This window comes from Aureibaculum marinum (assembly GCF_003813905.1).
Lineage (GTDB): Bacteria > Bacteroidota > Bacteroidia > Flavobacteriales > Flavobacteriaceae > Aureibaculum > Aureibaculum marinum.
The window spans coordinates 116,013-133,927 of sequence record NZ_RPFJ01000002.1 but is presented as its reverse complement, the minus strand read 5'-3'; the positions used below and the strand labels follow the sequence as shown (position 1 = coordinate 133,927).

Annotated in this window: 17 protein-coding genes and 1 tRNA gene; 11 read left to right on the top strand and 7 right to left on the bottom strand. The window is 29.5% G+C overall.

The annotated features are described in order from the left end of the window. Positions 1-19: 19 nt before the first annotated feature. A complete protein-coding gene (locus tag EGM88_RS01425; protein ID WP_123896146.1) occupies positions 20-943 on the top strand; it encodes a PorP/SprF family type IX secretion system membrane protein in 924 nt (307 codons plus the stop codon). Between the two features lie 35 nt (positions 944-978). Next, positions 979-2,919 carry an OmpA family protein gene (locus tag EGM88_RS01420; protein WP_162497520.1) on the top strand — a complete coding sequence of 647 codons (1,941 nt, stop codon included), beginning with the start codon at positions 979-981 and terminating at the stop codon, positions 2,917-2,919. A gap of 212 nt (positions 2,920-3,131) precedes the next feature. On the opposite strand, the gene EGM88_RS01415 is transcribed toward EGM88_RS01420, so the two are convergent. Then, positions 3,132-3,206 (bottom strand) — tRNA-Pro (locus EGM88_RS01415). A gap of 175 nt (positions 3,207-3,381) precedes the next feature. On the opposite strand from EGM88_RS01415, the gene EGM88_RS01410 reads away from it, so the two are divergent. The 5 genes from EGM88_RS01410 (at position 3,382) to EGM88_RS01390 (ending at position 7,293) form a co-directional block, all read left to right on the top strand. Beyond that, entirely contained in the window at positions 3,382-4,509 is a 1,128-nt protein-coding gene (locus EGM88_RS01410; RefSeq protein ID WP_123896144.1) for a PQQ-dependent sugar dehydrogenase, read from the top strand. Continuing rightward, positions 4,506-4,916, top strand: coding sequence for a c-type cytochrome (locus EGM88_RS01405; protein ID WP_123896142.1), 411 nt, complete (start codon positions 4,506-4,508; stop codon positions 4,914-4,916). The genes EGM88_RS01410 and EGM88_RS01405 overlap by 4 nt, the downstream gene beginning before the upstream one ends. Before the next feature lie 64 nt (positions 4,917-4,980). Beyond that, a complete protein-coding gene (gene udk / locus EGM88_RS01400; RefSeq protein ID WP_123896140.1) occupies positions 4,981-5,586 on the top strand; it encodes a uridine kinase in 606 nt (201 codons plus the stop codon). Positions 5,587-5,589: 3 nt separating this feature from the next. Beyond that, positions 5,590-5,907 (top strand): FtsB family cell division protein, encoded by a 318-nt coding sequence (locus tag EGM88_RS01395; protein WP_123896138.1) that lies wholly within the window; start codon positions 5,590-5,592, stop codon positions 5,905-5,907. A gap of 3 nt (positions 5,908-5,910) precedes the next feature. After that, positions 5,911-7,293, top strand: coding sequence for a methylmalonyl-CoA mutase subunit beta (locus EGM88_RS01390; protein WP_123896136.1), 1,383 nt, complete (start codon positions 5,911-5,913; stop codon positions 7,291-7,293). 7 nt (positions 7,294-7,300) lie between these two features. Here the strand turns inward: EGM88_RS01390 and EGM88_RS01385 are convergent, their stop codons facing one another. The 5 genes from EGM88_RS01385 to EGM88_RS01365 form a co-directional block, all read right to left on the bottom strand. After that, positions 7,301-8,155, bottom strand: a complete 855-nt coding sequence (locus tag EGM88_RS01385; RefSeq protein WP_123896134.1) for a CvfB family protein — start codon at positions 8,153-8,155, stop codon at positions 7,301-7,303. A 4-nt stretch (positions 8,156-8,159) separates the two neighbouring features. Beyond that, positions 8,160-8,999, bottom strand: a complete 840-nt coding sequence (locus tag EGM88_RS01380; RefSeq protein WP_123896132.1) for a 5'-nucleotidase, lipoprotein e(P4) family — start codon at positions 8,997-8,999, stop codon at positions 8,160-8,162. Positions 9,000-9,144: 145 nt separating this feature from the next. After that, the gene (locus EGM88_RS01375) at positions 9,145-9,429 is read right to left on the bottom strand and encodes a hypothetical protein (protein WP_123896130.1); all 285 of its coding nucleotides are present in this window, start codon (positions 9,427-9,429) and stop codon (positions 9,145-9,147) included. A gap of 80 nt (positions 9,430-9,509) precedes the next feature. Then, on the bottom strand, positions 9,510-10,295 hold the full coding sequence (locus EGM88_RS01370) for a hypothetical protein (RefSeq protein WP_123896128.1): 786 nt from the start codon (positions 10,293-10,295) through the stop codon (positions 9,510-9,512). 133 nt (positions 10,296-10,428) lie between these two features. Then, positions 10,429-12,666, bottom strand: coding sequence for a transglycosylase domain-containing protein (locus EGM88_RS01365; RefSeq protein ID WP_123896126.1), 2,238 nt, complete (start codon positions 12,664-12,666; stop codon positions 10,429-10,431). 198 nt (positions 12,667-12,864) lie between these two features. Between EGM88_RS01365 and EGM88_RS01360 the strand changes: the two genes are divergently transcribed. Together EGM88_RS01360 and nhaA are read left to right on the top strand one after the other, a co-directional pair. After that, the gene (locus EGM88_RS01360) at positions 12,865-13,380 is read left to right on the top strand and encodes a DUF2892 domain-containing protein (protein ID WP_123896124.1); all 516 of its coding nucleotides are present in this window, start codon (positions 12,865-12,867) and stop codon (positions 13,378-13,380) included. A 15-nt stretch (positions 13,381-13,395) separates the two neighbouring features. Further along, a complete protein-coding gene (gene nhaA, locus EGM88_RS01355; RefSeq protein WP_123896122.1) occupies positions 13,396-14,688 on the top strand; it encodes a Na+/H+ antiporter NhaA in 1,293 nt (430 codons plus the stop codon). Between the two features lie 215 nt (positions 14,689-14,903). Here the strand turns inward: nhaA and EGM88_RS01350 are convergent, their stop codons facing one another. Further along, positions 14,904-15,161, bottom strand: a complete 258-nt coding sequence (locus EGM88_RS01350; protein WP_123896120.1) for a type B 50S ribosomal protein L31 — start codon at positions 15,159-15,161, stop codon at positions 14,904-14,906. 124 nt (positions 15,162-15,285) lie between these two features. On the opposite strand from EGM88_RS01350, the gene EGM88_RS01345 reads away from it, so the two are divergent. Continuing rightward, complete coding sequence (locus EGM88_RS01345) at positions 15,286-16,308, top strand: glutaminyl-peptide cyclotransferase (protein WP_123896118.1); 1,023 nt, start codon at positions 15,286-15,288, stop codon at positions 16,306-16,308. A gap of 40 nt (positions 16,309-16,348) precedes the next feature. After that, positions 16,349-17,902: a hypothetical protein gene (locus EGM88_RS01340; protein WP_123896116.1), complete on the top strand. Its 1,554-nt coding sequence runs from the start codon at positions 16,349-16,351 to the stop codon at positions 17,900-17,902. Positions 17,903-17,915 lie beyond the last annotated feature (13 nt).

Below are 17,915 nucleotides of genomic sequence, written 5' to 3'. Positions count from 1 at the left end.
TTATATAAATAGTAAAATCATGAGAACGTCTTTGCTTATTGCTTTTTTAGCTTTTGCACAGATAGTTATGGGACAACAAGACTCTCAATACACTCAATATATGTATAATACACAAACGGTAAACCCAGCTTATGCAGGAAGTCGTGGTGTTTTAAATTTAACAGGATTGTATAGAACCCAATGGGTAGGGATTAATGGAGCCCCAGAAACTTCAAATTTTTCATTAAACACACCCGTAGGTAATCGTGTAGGGTTAGGACTTTCATTTTATAAAGATAAAATAGGTATTTCTTTAGAGAATAATATTGCAGCAGATGTTTCATATACATTGCCGCTTAATGATGATGATTTGTTTATGTCGTTTGGTATGAAAGGAGGAGTAAACATTTTAGATGTTGATTTTAGCCAGTTAAACCCAAATGATGTAAATGACCCTTCTTTTAGTCCTTCAAATAATATAGACGGGCAAGTATCTCCAATAATAGGAATAGGGCTTTATTTACGAAATAAAGATAAGTGGTATTTAGGTATTTCAGCTCCTAATTTATTAAATACAGATCATTATGATGATGTTACTATTAGCACTACCAAAGAACGTCTACATTATTATGCAATAGGGGGGTATGTTTTTGACTTAAATTCAAGTTGGAAATTTAAACCTGCCATCTTATTAAAAGGAGTAAAAGGAGCTCCATTGGCTGCGGACTTTTCTGCAAATTTTTTATTTAATGAACGCTTTACGTTAGGTGCAGCTTACCGCTGGGATAGTGCAGTTAGTGGTTTGTTTGGCTTTCAAATAACTAATGGTATTATGCTTGGCTATGCTTACGATTATGATGTAACAGATATAGGAAATTATAGTAATGGGTCACACGAGTTTTTTCTTCGCTTTGAAATAGGAGATGGAAATAATCAGGGTGTAGTAAATCCTAGATTCTTTTAAAATTAACAAATAAATCAATAAAATAAACAATGAGAATGTTGTATAAAATAAAAGCAAATAGCCCTAAGATATTCGTGTTTTTTTTGGTGTTTTTGAGTTTACAGTCTTTTAGTCAAGAGAAAAATATAGAAAAGGCAAATGAAGCTTTTAAAAGTAAGTTTTATATGGAGGCTGTTAAGATTTATGAAAAAGTAGCTGAAAAAGGATATCGATCAGAATCTTTATTACAAAATTTAGCAGATAGTTACTACTTTAATGCAAAGTATAAAGAAGCTGCAAAATGGTATAAGGAGTTGTTTCAGTTCAATGAATCGCAATCATCAACATATATGTTAAGATATGCCCAGTCTTTAAAGGCAATAGGAAATTCTAAGTTGGGTGAAGACTATTATAATAAATACCTTTCACAAGGTAATTTTAAGGCATTGTCAAATATTTCAGCAAAAAAATATTTAGATTTAATAGAAGAAAATTCAGGACGTTATACTTTAAATAAAGTATCTTTTAATACCTCTGGGGTTGATTTTGGAGTTAATTTTTTAAATCCTTCTAAATTGGTATTTGCTTCTACTCGAAATTCTGGAGTATTACGAAATAGAATTAGTGCTTGGGACGGTTTGCCATATTTAGATTTATATGAAGTAAATGTTACTAATGATTCTGTTTTTAGTAAGCCTAAAGCCTTAAGAGGTAGTATTAATCAGAAGTATCATGAGTCTACAGCATGTTTTACAAAAGACGGTAAAACAATGTACTTTACACGTACCAATCCTAAAAAAGATAAAAATGGTGAAGCTCTGTTGCATTTAAAAATTTATAAAGCTGTTTTAGAAGATGGAAAATGGGCAAATGAAGAAGAGTTGTCAATTAATGGAGACGGTTTTAATACGGCTCATCCTGCACTTAATTTAAAAGAAGATAAACTTTATTTTGCATCTGATAGGCCAGGAGGAAAAGGAGCAACTGATTTATATTATGTAACAATAAATCCAGATGGTAGTTTTGGAAGTGTTACTAATTTAGGTGATAAAGTAAATACCTCAGGGCGTGAATCGTTCCCGTTTATAGCTGAAGATGGTGCCCTATATTTTTCTTCTGATGGTCATTTCGGATTAGGTGGATATGATGTGTTTTATTTAAAAATAAATGATGAAGGAGAGTTTTTAGGGAATTTGCTAAATGTAGGAAAACCAATAAACTCCTCTTTTGATGACATTTCATATGTGGTAAAAGATGGCAAGGGATATGTCAGCTCTAATCGTTCAGAAGATATGTCAGGTTATGATGATATCTATCGTTTTGTTGAAAATACCCCAATAAAAGAAGTGTATATTAAAAGCAAATTACATGGAATTGTTAAAGATAAATCTACAGGGTTGCCATTAGAAAAAGCAATTATTCAAGTATTAGATTCAGACAATAACTTAGTGTCTAGTTTAGAAACTAATAATCAAGGAGCATTTGATACTATCGTAGCATATACTCCTGCTTATATTTTAAAAGTTACAAGAGAAGGGTATAGTAGTGCTGATGATTTTTCAAAAGAATTTCAAGAAGATAGAGAGCATAATTTTGAGTTAGATCCAGATGATAAAACAATTACTACTGGAACAAACTTGGCAGAAGTGTTAAATATTCCAATTATTTATTTTGATTTAGATAAATCTAATATTCGTCCAGATGCAGAGGTGGAGCTTCAAAAAATTGTTGAAGCCATGAAAATGTATCCTGAATTAAAAATTGATATTCGTTCTCATACAGATAGTAGGGCTAGTGACGCTTATAATATGGCTTTATCTCAAAGACGTGCAAAATCAACAATGAATTACTTAATAAAAGAAGGTATTTCAAAAAATAGGTTAACAGCTCAAGGATATGGAGAAACACAATTGGTTAATAAATGTTCAAACGGAGTACCTTGTTCAAAATCTGAACATCAAGCCAATAGACGTAGTGAATTTATAATAGTAGAATAAATCAGTATTTATTTCTCTTCTTCTATAAAGTAAAAAATAATCATGCTATAGAAGAAGAGTTGTCTTTTGTAAATGCTCAGTTAATAAAGTATTGATTAAAATGAATAGAAATAAATATTAAACTCTTTAGTTTTAGAGCATAAAAGAATTTACTTACTAGAGATTTAGTATAAAAAAAGCCTAAAAAATCATTGATTTTTTAGGCTTTTTTGTCGGGGTGGCAGGATTCGAACCTGCGACCTCCGCGTCCCAAACGCGGCGCGATAACCGGGCTACGCTACACCCCGAAAAATTTAAAATCTAAAAATACAATTGTTAAAATTGAAATTCAGATTTTACAAATTTTTATAAGAAATACATTCATTAAAAATTTGAGGTTGCAAATATATAGTTTTTATTAATAGTTACAATACAGATTTATTTGTATTTTTAGTTCCTAGTAAAAAAAATTAAAATCTCATTATGAAAAATCACATATCTTTTCTTCTTATTTTTATAACAATAAGCTTTGTTTCTTGTGCCCAACAGGTTGAGTCTGAAGTAAAAGTTGAAAATCCTAAAAACTTAAATTATACTACAGAATTAGTAGTAAAGGACTTAAATATTCCATGGGGAATTACATTTTTACCAGACAGCAGTATTCTTATTACAGAAAAATCTGGAGAACTTATTCTATTTAAAAATAATAAAAAAATAAAGATAACAGGTCTTCCTGAAATTTATAATAGAGGACAAGGCGGATTGTTAGATGTAATTATACATCCAAAATATAAAGAGAATGGATGGATTTATTTTTCTTATGCTTCAGAACAAGGCGAAGGAAATGGAGGTAATACGGCAATAATGAGAGCCAAAATAGACGGCAATAAACTAGTTAATAATCAATTGTTGTATAAAGCAGAACCAAACACTACTAAAGGGCAACATTTTGGTTCTAGATTAGCATTTGATAATGATGATTTTCTTTATTTTTCAGTAGGAGATCGTGGTAATCGTGATGAAAATCCACAAGATATTACTAGAGATGGTGGTAAAATTTACCGTCTTAATGATGATGGTACAATACCAACAGATAATCCTTTTGTAAATGAACCTAATGCTAAAAAAGCTATTTATTCTTTTGGACATCGTAATCCTCAAGGAATGTTTAAACATCCAACAACAGGAGAAATTTGGACACATGAGCATGGTCCACAAGGAGGTGATGAAATTAATATTATTAAAAAAGGATTAAATTATGGTTGGCCTAAAATAAGTTATGGTATAAATTACAGTGGTACTTCTTTTACAGAGCATACTTCGTTACCGGGAATGGAACAGCCATTGTTTTATTGGGTGCCATCTATTGCTCCAAGTGGTTTTGCAATAGTATCTTCTGATAAATATCCTGATTGGAAAGGTAGTTTGTTAGTAGGATCTCTTAAATTTCAATACCTAGAAAGATTAGTTTTAGATAAGGATAAAGTAATTAAAAGAGAAAAATTGTTTGAAGGCTTAGGTCGTGTTAGAAGTGTAAGACAAGGTCCAGATGGTTATATTTACGTAGGTATTGAGAATTTAGGAATCGTAAAAATTGTTTCCAAATTATGATTAGGTTTATATCTTTTTGCTTGTTGTTTTTATCTTCAGTGCTCGTTTTTGGGCAAAGCAAAGAGAAAGGTAAAAATTTTAAAAAAAGTATAGAGCGTGGAGCTCTCGTTTATGAAGATTTTTGCATGAATTGTCATATGCCTGATGGTAAGGGAGTTGAAAATGTAACACCTCCATTGGCTCTATCAGATTATTTAATAAATAATAGAGAAGCAAGTATAAAAGCAGTCAAATTTGGACAATCTGGAGCAATCATAGTAAACGGAATAACTTATAATGGAACAATGGCACCTATGGGGTTGTCTGATAATGAAATTGCTGATGTAATGAATTATATTACCAATAATTTTGGCAATACAAATGATAAAATGTTTACAAAAGAAGAAGTTTTAAAAATTGAGAAGTAAAATCACATGTATTTAGTTAAATTTGCTTGCTTTAAAGGTGTCTTATTAATCAAAAATAAAACTCATGCTCGTAATTGGAATTGCCGGAGGTACGGGAAGCGGTAAAACAACAGTTGTTAATCAGATAATTAACGAAATTCCTAATCAAGATGTAACTGTAATTTCTCAAGATTCATACTATAGAGAAACCGATAGTCTTGCTATAGAAGAACGTACCAAAATAAATTTTGATCATCCTAGAGCAATTGATTTTGATTTATTGGTAAAACATCTTTCTCAACTTAGAAAAGGAAAGACAGTTTTGCAGCCAGTGTATTCTTTTGCAATGCATAATAGAACAAAAGATACTATTAAAACACATCCAAGTAAGGTTTTAATTGTAGAAGGTATTTTAATTCTGACTAATAAAGAATTACGTGATATGATGGATATAAAAGTTTTTGTTCACGCTGATTCTGATGAACGACTTATCCGTAGATTAAAAAGAGATATTGCTGAAAGAGGACGAGATATGGATGAGGTATTACAGCGTTATCAAAATACATTAAAACCAATGCACGAGCAGTTTATAGAGCCAATGAAAGAGTATGCAGATATTATAATACCAAATAATAAATACAATACTGTTGCTATTGATATTGTTCGAACTATTATTAATGAAAGATTATAATACATGACTTTTAACGAGTTTAGAAAAAATAAAATAGTTCGCTTTTTTAGTAATAGATATGTTATTATTTTATTATTATTTTTAATCTGGATGCTATTTTTTGACGAAAATTCTTATTTAAATCATAGAGAATTAAATCAAGAAATAAATAAATTGGAAAAGACAATAGAGTTTTATAAGTCTGAGGCAGAAAAAGATAAAAAATTAATTAAAAATTTACAAGATCCAGATTCTTTAGAAAAGTTTGCTAGAGAAGAATATAATATGAAAAGGAAAGATGAAGATATTTATATTATTGATTTCGATTCTATAAAAGAGTAGATGATGAGTAATTTTTTATTTAATGAATTTGAACAAGTCTCTTCTAAACAATGGAAACAGAAAATTCAATTTGATTTAAAGGGAGAAGATTACAATGACTTATTGGTTTGGGAATCAAATGAGGGGATAAAAGTTAAACCTTTTTATCATTATGATGATGTTCAATTTTTGAATATTAATCCCAAAAATGGATCGTTTTTAATTTGTCAGTCTATTTTTGTTTCTAATGAAAAAACAGCCAACTTTTTGGCTAAAGATGCTTTAAAGAGAGGAGCAAATTCCATTGAATTTGAGGCTAATAAAAAATTTGATGTCGATAAATTACTTCAAGGATTAGTAAAATTTAATACGAATAAAGAGCCTCTTCAGATCCATTATAAACTCAATTTTTTATCGGATGATTTTCTAATAGAATTAATTGATAAAAGCTTAGCGTTTAAAATATTTTTAAATGTTGATATTATTGGAAATCTAGCCAAAACAGGAAATTGGTTTAATAATAGTAAAAAAGATGTTGAAGTACTAGAAACTGTACTAAAAAAAGCAACAGGTAGTACAACAGTACTTTCTGTTAACACTAGTCTTTATCAGAATGCAGGTGCAAACATAGTTCAACAAGTTGCATATGGGTTGGCTCAAGGTAGCGAGTATTTAAATATTATCACAGCTAAAAATATACCATTTATATACAACAGTATTCAGTTTTTATTCACTGTTGGTACCAATTATTTTTTTGAAATTGCTAAACTTAGGGCTTTTAGATATTTATGGCCATTAATTTCTGAGAAGTATAATATAAAAGTAGAAGCCAAATTATTTGTAAAACCTACTTTACGTAATAAAACCATTTACGATTGCAATGTAAATTTATTGCGAACAACTACAGAATGTATGAGTGCTGTGTTGGGAGGAGCAGACTTTGTTTCTAATGTTGCTTATGATAGTGTTTTTCGTAAAAAAAATGAATTTGGAGAGCGTATTGCTAGAAATCAACTCTTAATTTTACAAGAAGAAAGTCATTTTAATGCTGTAAATAATAGTACAGAAGGTTCTTATTATATTGAAACATTAACTAAACAAATAGCAGAAAAAGCGTTAAATTTATTTAAAGATATTGAAAAAAATGGTGGATTTTTAAAGCAATTGAGATTAGGTAAAATTCAGCGTAAAATTGAAGAAAGTGCTACCCAAGAGCAGTTGCAGTTTGATAAAGGAGTAAATACTTTACTTGGTATTAATAAGCAGATTAACCAAACTGATAAAATGAAATCTGAAATAGAACTCTATCCTTTTATGAAAATTAAACCAAGAAAAACGAAAATAAAACCCATAATAGCGAAAAGGTTAGCAGAAAAATTAGAGAAGAAACGCTTAAATAAGGAATAATATATTGCTATTGATTATTATTTTTTGTACTTAACAATTTTATTCCATTTTCTTCAATAGATATTACCTTTTGTTTATAAAGGAATCCTATAGCTTTTTTAAATGCTTTTTTACTAATTCCGAGGCTATCGTAAATTTTATCGGGAGAGCTTTTGTCAGAAATGGGTAAAAAACGATTGTTTTCACTAAGTTTAGTCAATATCAAATTGCAATTGACATCATTAAATTTTCTGTATCCAATAGGTTGTAAAGAAATGTCAATATTTTTGTCTTCACGAATTTTCTTTACATAACCTTTTAGGGCATCTCCTATATTAATATCTGTAAAAACTTCATTTTTATAAACAAGTCCTTTATGTTCATTATTTATAATTACCACATAACCTAAATCGGTTTTCTGATAAACAAGTAATTCAACTTCTTGTCCTTCTTTTACGGTAATATTTATATTTTGTAGTTGTTTTTCTATATAACTACTGGCAAAAAGTCTATTTGTTGATTCATCAACGTCTAAGTAGACTACATACCAGCGTCCTTCTATCATATCTTCTTTTTGCTCACCAAAGGGTACTAACAAATCTTTATCTAACCCCCAATTTAAAAAAGCACCAACTTTTGTTAATGTAACAACTTGAAGCAATGCAAATTGATACCGTTCTAGTTTTGGTTTTTGTGTGGTAGCTATTTTTTTACCTTTATTATCATGATAAATAAATACCTCAATAACACTTTTTAGTTCATACTTTTTAGGACAATATTTAGTTGGTAAAAGAACTTTTTCGTTAGTATTGTCCTTTAGAATAAGTCCATTCTCTGTCTTTTCTAAAATAGTTAGTTTGTTATATTTACCTAAAGTTATCATTCTATCAATAAGATTTAATTTTGCTTTTTCTGATTGAATCTTTCTGAAAATCAGTCCAATTATATTTCCCTTCTAAGATACCTTTAGTTTCCCAATCGCCATACATTGGGTTTGGTAATACAATATATTTAGTACCAAAAGCATTTTTTAAAATATCAACCAATTCATTCCTTTTTTTTGTAGGTTTTTTATCAAATAACGGTGAAAAATCAGAAAGGTTATCACCTATTAGCATTATAATATTATGAGTTTTTTGAACTTGAATTCTCCTAGTTTCTTTACCACTGGTATCTTGTTTTAGTAATAAGTGCTGCTCATCTGCATAAGGAAAGTTTAATTTTTTTAAATTTGAAAGCGTCTCGTTTTTTTGTATTTCTAATCTATTGGTAATGTAAAAAATTTCTATATTTTTACTTTTAGCATAGTTAAAAAACTCAAGTGCACCGGGTACTATTCCAGCTTTTTCTTCTTTACCCCATTCAATCCACCTAGAATCTGTATAGTCTTCATTTAGTTCAATAAGTTTGCCATTGAATGCACTATTGTTAAGTAGCGTTTCGTCAATGTCTGTAACAATAGCTAGGGGTTTTGTAGTGTTAGAAGAGTTAGCAAGAATTGATTCTAATTGAATTTTGGCAATATTATAAGCTTGATAGGTTAAAGCTCTATATTCAGCAGCATGTTGTTGCCATAAGGTTGCTAAAACAGAGTATTCTCTAATTGGTGTTTTGACCTCTTGATTAGTAGTGTTTTTTTTGTAGGTTTGAGTGCTAGTTTGACTAGTTTTACATCCAATAAATAAAGTAAAAGTTAAAAGAAAAAGGGGGAAATAATTTGATTTCATTTTATTATTAATCAATTGAGAGGATAAAGGTAATTAATTTTAATCCATTTGATAATTTTGCTTTGATGTTTTCGATAAATACATGTTGCTTTTTTATAGACCTTTTCAAAAAATACTAGATATAGTTAAAAAGTGATTGTATTTTTTATTTTAACTTGTTAAGATGTTCTTGTACTTCAGAAGAAAACTCATCAATCAAAATCCATTGGTGAGTGCATATGGTTTTATGTTTTTCTTTCCATTGAGCATAGCTTCCAAATTCATCAACTTCTCTAGTACTTAACCATTCTACTTTTTTTCCGAATAAGTAACGTTCAAAATCTTGAACTCCGCAGACGGAACATACCCTCCAAATAGTTTCTGTTGTTATTATTAAACTTAATAATAAAAAGAAAAAGAGTATAACAATATATTTTAATTTGGTGTTCAACTGCTTTTATATTAAAATAAAAACCGAAGAATAATTTTATTACTTCGGTTCAAATAGTGTGTTATTAATGTATAATTTTATTATTCACTTTTACCTGATTTTTCTGTTTGTAAAGCAGCCTCTTTTGAGCTTATTGTAAAAGTGTACTTATTATCCAATAATACTTGCATCAATTCTCTATCTTCACTAACCCAGTAGTATGCAGGTAACATACCTTTACCTTGGTGTACAAATTTGTGAAGTTTTATTTTTTTGCCATTAATATCGGTATTAGTAGTGCCCAAATAATTGATGGTCTGATTTTTCTTTACATATAATTTAGTTTCATCTAATGCATTAAACTTAAATGTTCCTTTTCTATCAAAAGGGAGTCTAGGAATAATTGCCCATATGTTAAATGAAGGTATTGTTCTTGCTGGCAATTTTAGTGTGGCGTTATATTTGGCAAAGTTAAAACGTTGTATGTCAGGGTCAGTTTCCATGTCTTCTACGAAATCACCTTTAAAATGCCAAAAAGAAATGTCTTTTTTATCAGATTTAATTTTTGTACCTGAAAAGTTTACTGGTTCAATTTTAGCACCAATAGTGCCGTGAAAAGAGAAAGATTTGGCAAAAATCATCTTTTCTGTTTCAGTGACAGTGCTTAAATCAAAATTTAAAATTTCACCATCAAATGAGGCTCTTACTTTGGTGTTTAATATGGTGGATGAATCTGACTTATCATCACTTACTATTCTCTGAAAGCTAATATATCCATTAGAGTCAGGTGATGTGTACCAATAGGTTTTTCCAGAATTATTCTGGGAAAATATAAAAGAATTTATAGATAGTAAGGCTATTATTAATAAGGGGAGTTTTTTTATCATAGTATTATAATTTGGCTAAAAATAATAATTGAATTTAACTCTAGGCATATAAAACTATTATTTTTTATTTTTTTTGCCATTATTCTAATTATATTCTTAAATTTTTAATATTAACAGGATAAATTAGAAGCTATTAGTTGTTTCTCTTAGCATTTCGTTCGTTTCTACGTTGCTGTCTTTCTGCTTTTCTTTGAGCTCTTCGTTGTTCTTTTTCTAAGGTAGTATTGTTGTTGTTAAATAGATTTTCAAAAAATAAGTTCAATTTAGAATCTTCTAAGTAATCTTCACAGTTTAGGGCTTCAGATAACTCTGGAGGAAGTGGCGTTAAAGATTCACTATATTTTTGTTGCATTTTTTGTAATGTCTTTCCTACTAAGGGTAATGCTAAACTACCACCGGAACCATTTTTACCCGAATTAAAACTTATTCTTGGAGAAGCCGCTCCTACTCTTGTAACAATGACTAATTTTGGTGTGTATGCAGCAAACCAAGCATCTGCATAATCTTGTGATGTGCCTGTTTTTCCAGCAATAGGAATTGTTATACCGTAGATGTTTTTTAAAGATCTTCCTGTACCTTCTAGTATCGCTTTTTCAAGCATTTTTGTTAATAGAATAGTTGAGTTTTTACTAATAATTCGATTTTTTTCAGAAGGATGTGAAAATTCATTTTTATAAATAATTTTACCGTCTGCAGTTTCAATACTTTTTATAGTTTTTGGTTTTATCTTGTAACCACCATTTGCAAAAGCACTATAGGCCACAGAAAGTTCGTAAATACTTGCATTGGCTGTACCTAAAGCAATAGAAGGTTTTTTTTGTAGAGGTTGTGAAAACCCTAATTTTTTCCATAATGTTTCTAAATTATTGAAAGGAATATTCAAAAATAAATTTACAGTGGGGATATTCATTGATTTTGCCAATGCTGCCGCCATAGAGTAATTACCTCCGGTAGAATTATCATAATTGTTTGGTTGCCAGTTGTCAAAATCAGAAATAATTAGAGGTTTATTATCTAGATAAGAGCATGGAGTTATACCTTGTTCTAAAGCGGCAGTATATAAAATTGGTTTAAATGTTGAGGCGATTTGTCTTTGAGCAAATATTTGATCGTATTGTTGTGTGCTAAAATCTATACCACCTACCCATGATTTTACTGCTCCAGTTTGTGGGTCAATGGCAAGCAAACCTGCATGAAGTAAGGTAAGAGAATGTCTAATACTATCTTTTATAGAAATAGAATCTGTGTACATTCCTTCCCAGTCAAATAATTCTATTTGTTTCCTTTCTTCAAGGTTTGAGGTTGTTTTTAATTGTTTTAATTCTTTTGAAAGTAGGTTATTTAACGTTTTAAGGCTTGTGCCAGATTTATATTGTTTCCGTAATCGCTTTTGCATTACACTTAAATGGTCTTTAAAAGATTTTAAAGCTTCCTGTTGTAATTTTAAATCAAGTGTGGTTTTTATAATTAAGCCATCATTGTCAACGGTTAATTCAGTTCCATTTGCTGTATTGTATTCTTTTAAAATTTTATTTAATTCGTCTTTTACTTCTACTAAAAAATAATTAGCAGGTCCTTGAGATTCTAAATTGGCGTAATCTAATTTTAAAGGAATTTGTTGAAGTGAATCTTTAACTTTTGATGAGATGTAATTGTATTTCTCTAATTGGCTTAGAACTACATTTCTTCTTTTAATAGCATTGTCAGGATGTAATCTTGGGTTGTAATAAGTATTAGCTTTTAGCATGCCTACAAGTATTGCAGCTTCTTCAATTTTTGTTTCGTTAACAGGTTTGTTGAAAAATCTTCTAGAAGCGGCTTCTACACCTAATACATTTTCTCCAAAAGGAACAGTATTTAAATAGAGAGTTAAAATATCTTCTTTTGAATAAATTTGTTCTAATCGATAAGCTAAAAAGGCCTCCTTACTTTTATTTATCAACATACTTAATGGGCCGTGATTTTTACGGCCATACATATTTTTAACCAATTGCTGATTAATAGTACTACCACCTCCAGAGCTTTTATCTTGAAAAAGAATTGTTTTAAAAAGTACCCGAAACAAACTTCTAGAATCTACACCATCATGCTCAAAATACCTAGCGTCTTCAGTGGCTATTAAGGCATTAATTAAATGTTCTGGTAATTGCTCAAACTTAACGTTTGTTCTGTTTTCTGCGAAAAATTTTCCTAAAAGTTCTCCTTCTTCTGATAATACTAAGGTGGCAGTCTGATTTTTAAAAGCTTTTAATTCTTTAACAGAATGGATAGGTCCAAAAACTCCATAGTATACAGAAGTTAAAAATAAAACAACTATAATGATAAAAGTTAATAGTACTAAGATTGAGTATTTTAGTGTTTTTTTTAACATGTTTTGTAGGTGTCTTTTGCACGGTTAAAACGATAAGTAATTGTTATTATTTTTGATAAAAATGCTTGTTATGCACAACTTATGAACAGTTTGTAGAAATAACAAACTTTTATATTTTAGCATTTAAATCTTTCAATCATACATTAGATTGTGTAATTTTGTAAACTATATTTACAATTTAATCAAAAATAGTATAAAATGTTTCATAAATATATAAAATTACTTATTGCAGCCTCTATTATAGTATGGTCAGTTTTCGAATTTGCAGATAAACATATTGGTAATGGGATAGCATTAATATTTTTATCAGGTATATTTATCTTTTTTTATTTTAAAAATGAATTTTTATTATTAGCATTTTTGAGACTTCGCAAACAAGATTTTGCTGGTGCAAAAAAATGGTTAGGGTATATTAAAAATCCATCTGCAGCATTGGTTCGTAAACAAGAAGGTTATTTTAACTTTTTGCATGGTATTTTAGTTTCTCAAACCAATTTAACTCAGGCAGAGAAATATTTTAAGAAGGCTTTAAGTTTAGGGTTATCTATGAGTCATGATGAAGCGATGGCAAAATTGCAGTTGGCTGGTGTTGCAATGACTAAAAGAAGAAAACGTGAAGCTACAATTTTAATAGCTGAAGCTAAAAAATTAGACAAACATGGTGTACTTAACGATCAAATTAAAATGATGAAGCAGCAAATGAAAAAAATATAATATAAAAAGGAAAGAATGATAAAAAAAGTACTAGTAACACCATTTCAAAAATTTGTTCAAATAGAAAGCTTTAGTGGTATTTTGTTGTTGATAGCAACAATTGTAGCCTTGATTTGGGCCAATTCACCATTGTCAATTTATTATACACAGCTTCAGGAATTTAAAATGGGATTTACTTCTGATAGCTTCACTTTAAGCAAACCATTAATATTATGGGTAAATGATGGCTTAATGGCTATTTTTTTCTTTTTAATTGGATTAGAAATTAAAAGAGAATTTCTAATTGGAGGGTTAAATTCAGCTAAAAAAATTGCATTTCCTCTTATTGGTGCTTTGGGAGGAGTAATAATTCCAGTTGCCTTTTATTTAATATTGAATAATAATCCTGATACTGTTAGAGGTTGGGGGGTGCCTATGGCTACTGATATTGCTTTTTCATTAGCTGTTCTTAATGCTTTAGGTAAACGAGTTCCTTTAAGTTTAAAATTATTTTTAACTGCCTTTGCTATTGTAGATGACTTGGCAGCTGTCTTGGTTATTGCTATTTTTTATAGTGCAAATATTAGTTTAGGTTTATTAGGTATTGCCTTAGGATTACTCGCATTTTTATATTTTTTGAGTTACAAAGGATATTATTCTAAGTTTATGTTAGTGAGTTTAGGAATAGTAATTTGGGTATTGTTTTTGAAATCAGGGTTACATCCAACATTAGCCGGCGTATTATTAGCATTTTCTGTCCCAGTAATGCAAAAGATAAAAACAATTACCTTTATAGAAAATCTTGAAAATATAGTTTCAAATATTAGGCAATCTCCCGTTTTGGAAGAACCAATTCTTTCTAAAGAACAGAAAAGTGTAATTCATAATTTAGAGGGCTGGACAAAAAAATATAAGTCACCTTTACAAAATTTAGAACATAAGTTACACGATTGGGTTGGTTATTTAATTATTCCAGTGTTTGCATTGTTTAATGCTGGCGTAGCTATTAGTGGAGATATGAATTTAGAAACTGTGCTAGTTGTTAATATTGTTGTAGCTTTAGTTTTAGGGAAGAGTATTGGAGTTTCAAGTGCGGTATTATTCTTTAAAAAAATTAAGTTAATTCAAGTACCTAGCGATATTACAAACCGCCATATTATTGGAGTTTCTTTCTTGGCTGGTATTGGATTTACTATGGCTATTTTTATTGCAAGTTTGGCTTTTGCAGACACACCACAATATATTGATTCTGCTAAGATTGGTGTTTTATTAGGTTCTTTACTTTCTGCTATTATAGGTTATATAGTTTTAAGAATTAAGTCTAAATAATAGTTTTAATTTATAGAAGAAGAGTCTTTGTTGGAACTTATAAACAAAGTTGTTTCTAGTTGATAATTTTTCTAATTGAAGTTTTGGTAAAACGAGAAGATTGAATTGCTTACGTGGAGAGAGATTTTGTTTTTGGTCTAATAAAAAACTATTAATCACAAAAAAACCTCGATAAAAAAAATCGAGGTTCTATAAAGTATACTATTAAAAAAAGATTATTTCTTCTTTTTGAATTTTTCGTATTTGCTTTTGAACTTGTCAATTCTACCAGCACTATCAACCAATTTAACTTTACCTGTATAGTATGGATGAGAAGTTCTTGAAATCTCTAATTTGATTAAAGGATACTCAACGCCATCAACTTCTAACGTCTCTTTTGATTCAGCTGTAGATTTTGTAAGAAAAACATCGTCATTAGACATGTCTTTAAACGCTACCATTCTATAATTTTCAGGATGAATTCCTTTTTTCATCTTTATATTTTTTTAATTGTTATATATATTAGCCATTTATTTGTAAAATAATCTACTTGGCTATTTTGAGAGTGCAAATTTAATACTATTTTTGAAAATTCAAACATATTATACAGTATTTTATATGAAAAAGCATAAAATAATTTTATCACTAGTTTTAATTGCATTGAGTTTAGCTTCATGTGGCAATTCTTACCAATTAAAATTATCTTCTCCAAAGAGCTTGAAAATAAATGAAAAATTAACTGTTTCAGTTTCTGAAAAAAACAATAAGCAGATTGATTCTGTTAGATATTATATCAATGGAAAACGCTTAATTGGTAATAAAAATGTTGATATTTCTAATAATAAATTAGGTGCAAATGCAATTTCTGCTACTGTTTTTTATCCTGGAGGTCAAAAAAAACTGACCAATACAATTATATTTTTTGCTGATAAATCTCCTGAAATCTATACCTATGAAATTGTAAATCAGTATCCTCATGATGAAAATGCCTTTACTCAAGGATTAGAATACTATAATGGATTTTTATACGAGAGTACCGGACAACGTGGAGAGTCTACACTTAGAAAGGTTAAACTTGAAACAGGTGAAGTTTTACAAAAAATTGATCTGGATGATGCCTATTTCGGTGAAGGAATGACTATTTTTAATGATAAAGTATATATGTTAACTTGGCAAGGAGGAAAAGGTTTTGTTTTTAACTTAGAAACTTTTGAACAAGAAAATGAGTTTCATTATTCTCAAAGTAAAGAAGGTTGGGGGTTAACACACAACAATGAAAAATTAATAAAATCTGACGGTACAGATAAAATTTGGTTTTTAGATCCAGAAACTGGCGTAGAAGAATCGTTCATTGAGGCTTACACTATTGATAGGGCTGTTCCTAAATTAAATGAACTTGAATTTATTGATGGTAAAATTTATGCTAATGTGTGGCAACGTAATAGTATTGTAATTATTAATCCTAAAACAGGTGCGTTAGAAGGTATTGCCGATTTAAGTGGCTTACAAGAAAAAGTTGGACAACAAGGAGATGATAATGTATTAAATGGTATTGCATACGACAAAGAAAATGATCGATTTTTTGTAACTGGGAAAGATTGGAATACTTTATTTGAGATAAAACTCAATAAGAAGCAATAAATAGTATAGCAAAAAGTTATAAGCTTATAAAGCCTCAAAAATGCGATTCTTGTATTCTGTTTTTATCGTTCTTATCATTTTAGCCATGGGGTCTTGTCGCAAAGATTTTGGCACTGTGATAAGTTCTGGAAACCTAGAGTTTTCAGTCGATACACTATTGCTAAATCGGGTTTTTGACCAGATTGGTTCTAGTACAAAAAGTTTTAAAGTGTATAACAGAAGTAATGAAGCCATTACCATACCTAATATTAAATTAGGAAGAGGAGATGACTCTTTTTATCGCTTAAATGTTGATGGTGTTCCAGGGAAATCATTCGAAAATATAGATATATTACCTAATGATAGTATCTATGTTTTTGTTGAGGCTACTGTTGATTTTGATAAAGTAACAGATAATGATTTCTTTTATAGAGATTCTGTTGTTTTTTATTCAGGAATAAAGGAGCAGAATGTTAAATTAGAAGCTTTAGTATTAGATGTTAATTTAATTAGACCTGATAGAGTTCAACAAGCCGATGGAAGTTTTACTTATGAAACTATTATTATAGGAGAAAATACTGAAGGAAATTTATTAGGGTTTAAAGGAACAAATTTAGTTGGTAACACTACTTTTACCAATGAAAAACCGTATCTAATTTATGGATATGTTGGAGTTCCTGAAAATACCACATTGACTATTGAAGAGGGAGCAACCCTATATTTTCATAATAACTCAGGAATTATAGTTGATAAAAATGCGTCTTTAAAAGTAAATGGTACATTTGATAATCATGTTCTCTTTGAAGATGATAGGCTAGAACCTGAATATGAAAATTCTCCAGGGCAATGGGGAACAATCTGGTTAAGAGAAGGTAGTAAAAACAACACTATTAATTACGCCATTATAAAAAATAATGTTATTGGTCTTTTAGTTGACGATAATGTGAATGCCAACCCTACTTTATCTATAAAAAATACGCAAATTTATAATACTTCAAATTATGGACTTTTAGGAAGAAAAACTAATATTCTTGGTGAAAATTTGGTTATTGCCAATAGTGGACAATCAACCTTGGCATGTACTATGGGGGGAATCTATAATTTTACACACAGTACTTTTGCTAATTATTGGAATGCTGGTTTTAGACAATTTCCTAGTGTTTTGATAAATAATCATTATACGTATTATGATGATACTAATACTGAAATAGTTGAAACTCATAATTTGCAAACAGCGAATTTTACCAATTGTATTATTTCTGGAAATCAAGATCTAGAATTCTTACTAGACAAAGTGGAAGGGGCTGACTTCAATTTTAACATTAAAAACAGTATGATAAAATTCAATACTACAAATGTAAATGTATTGGAAAGTCCTATATATGATTTTGATAATACTTCACTTTATCAAAATATAATTCTAAATGGAGAACCTAATTTTATGGATGTAAGTACAAATGAATATATAATTGGAGAAGAGTCAGATGCAAATGGCAACGCAGATATTGATGGTGCATTACAGGTGCCTGTTGATATTCTAAATGTAAATAGAACCGTCTCTCCAGATATTGGGGCATATCAGCATATTGTTTTTGAGGAAGAAGAGAATTCCTAAAAAAAACAGTAGC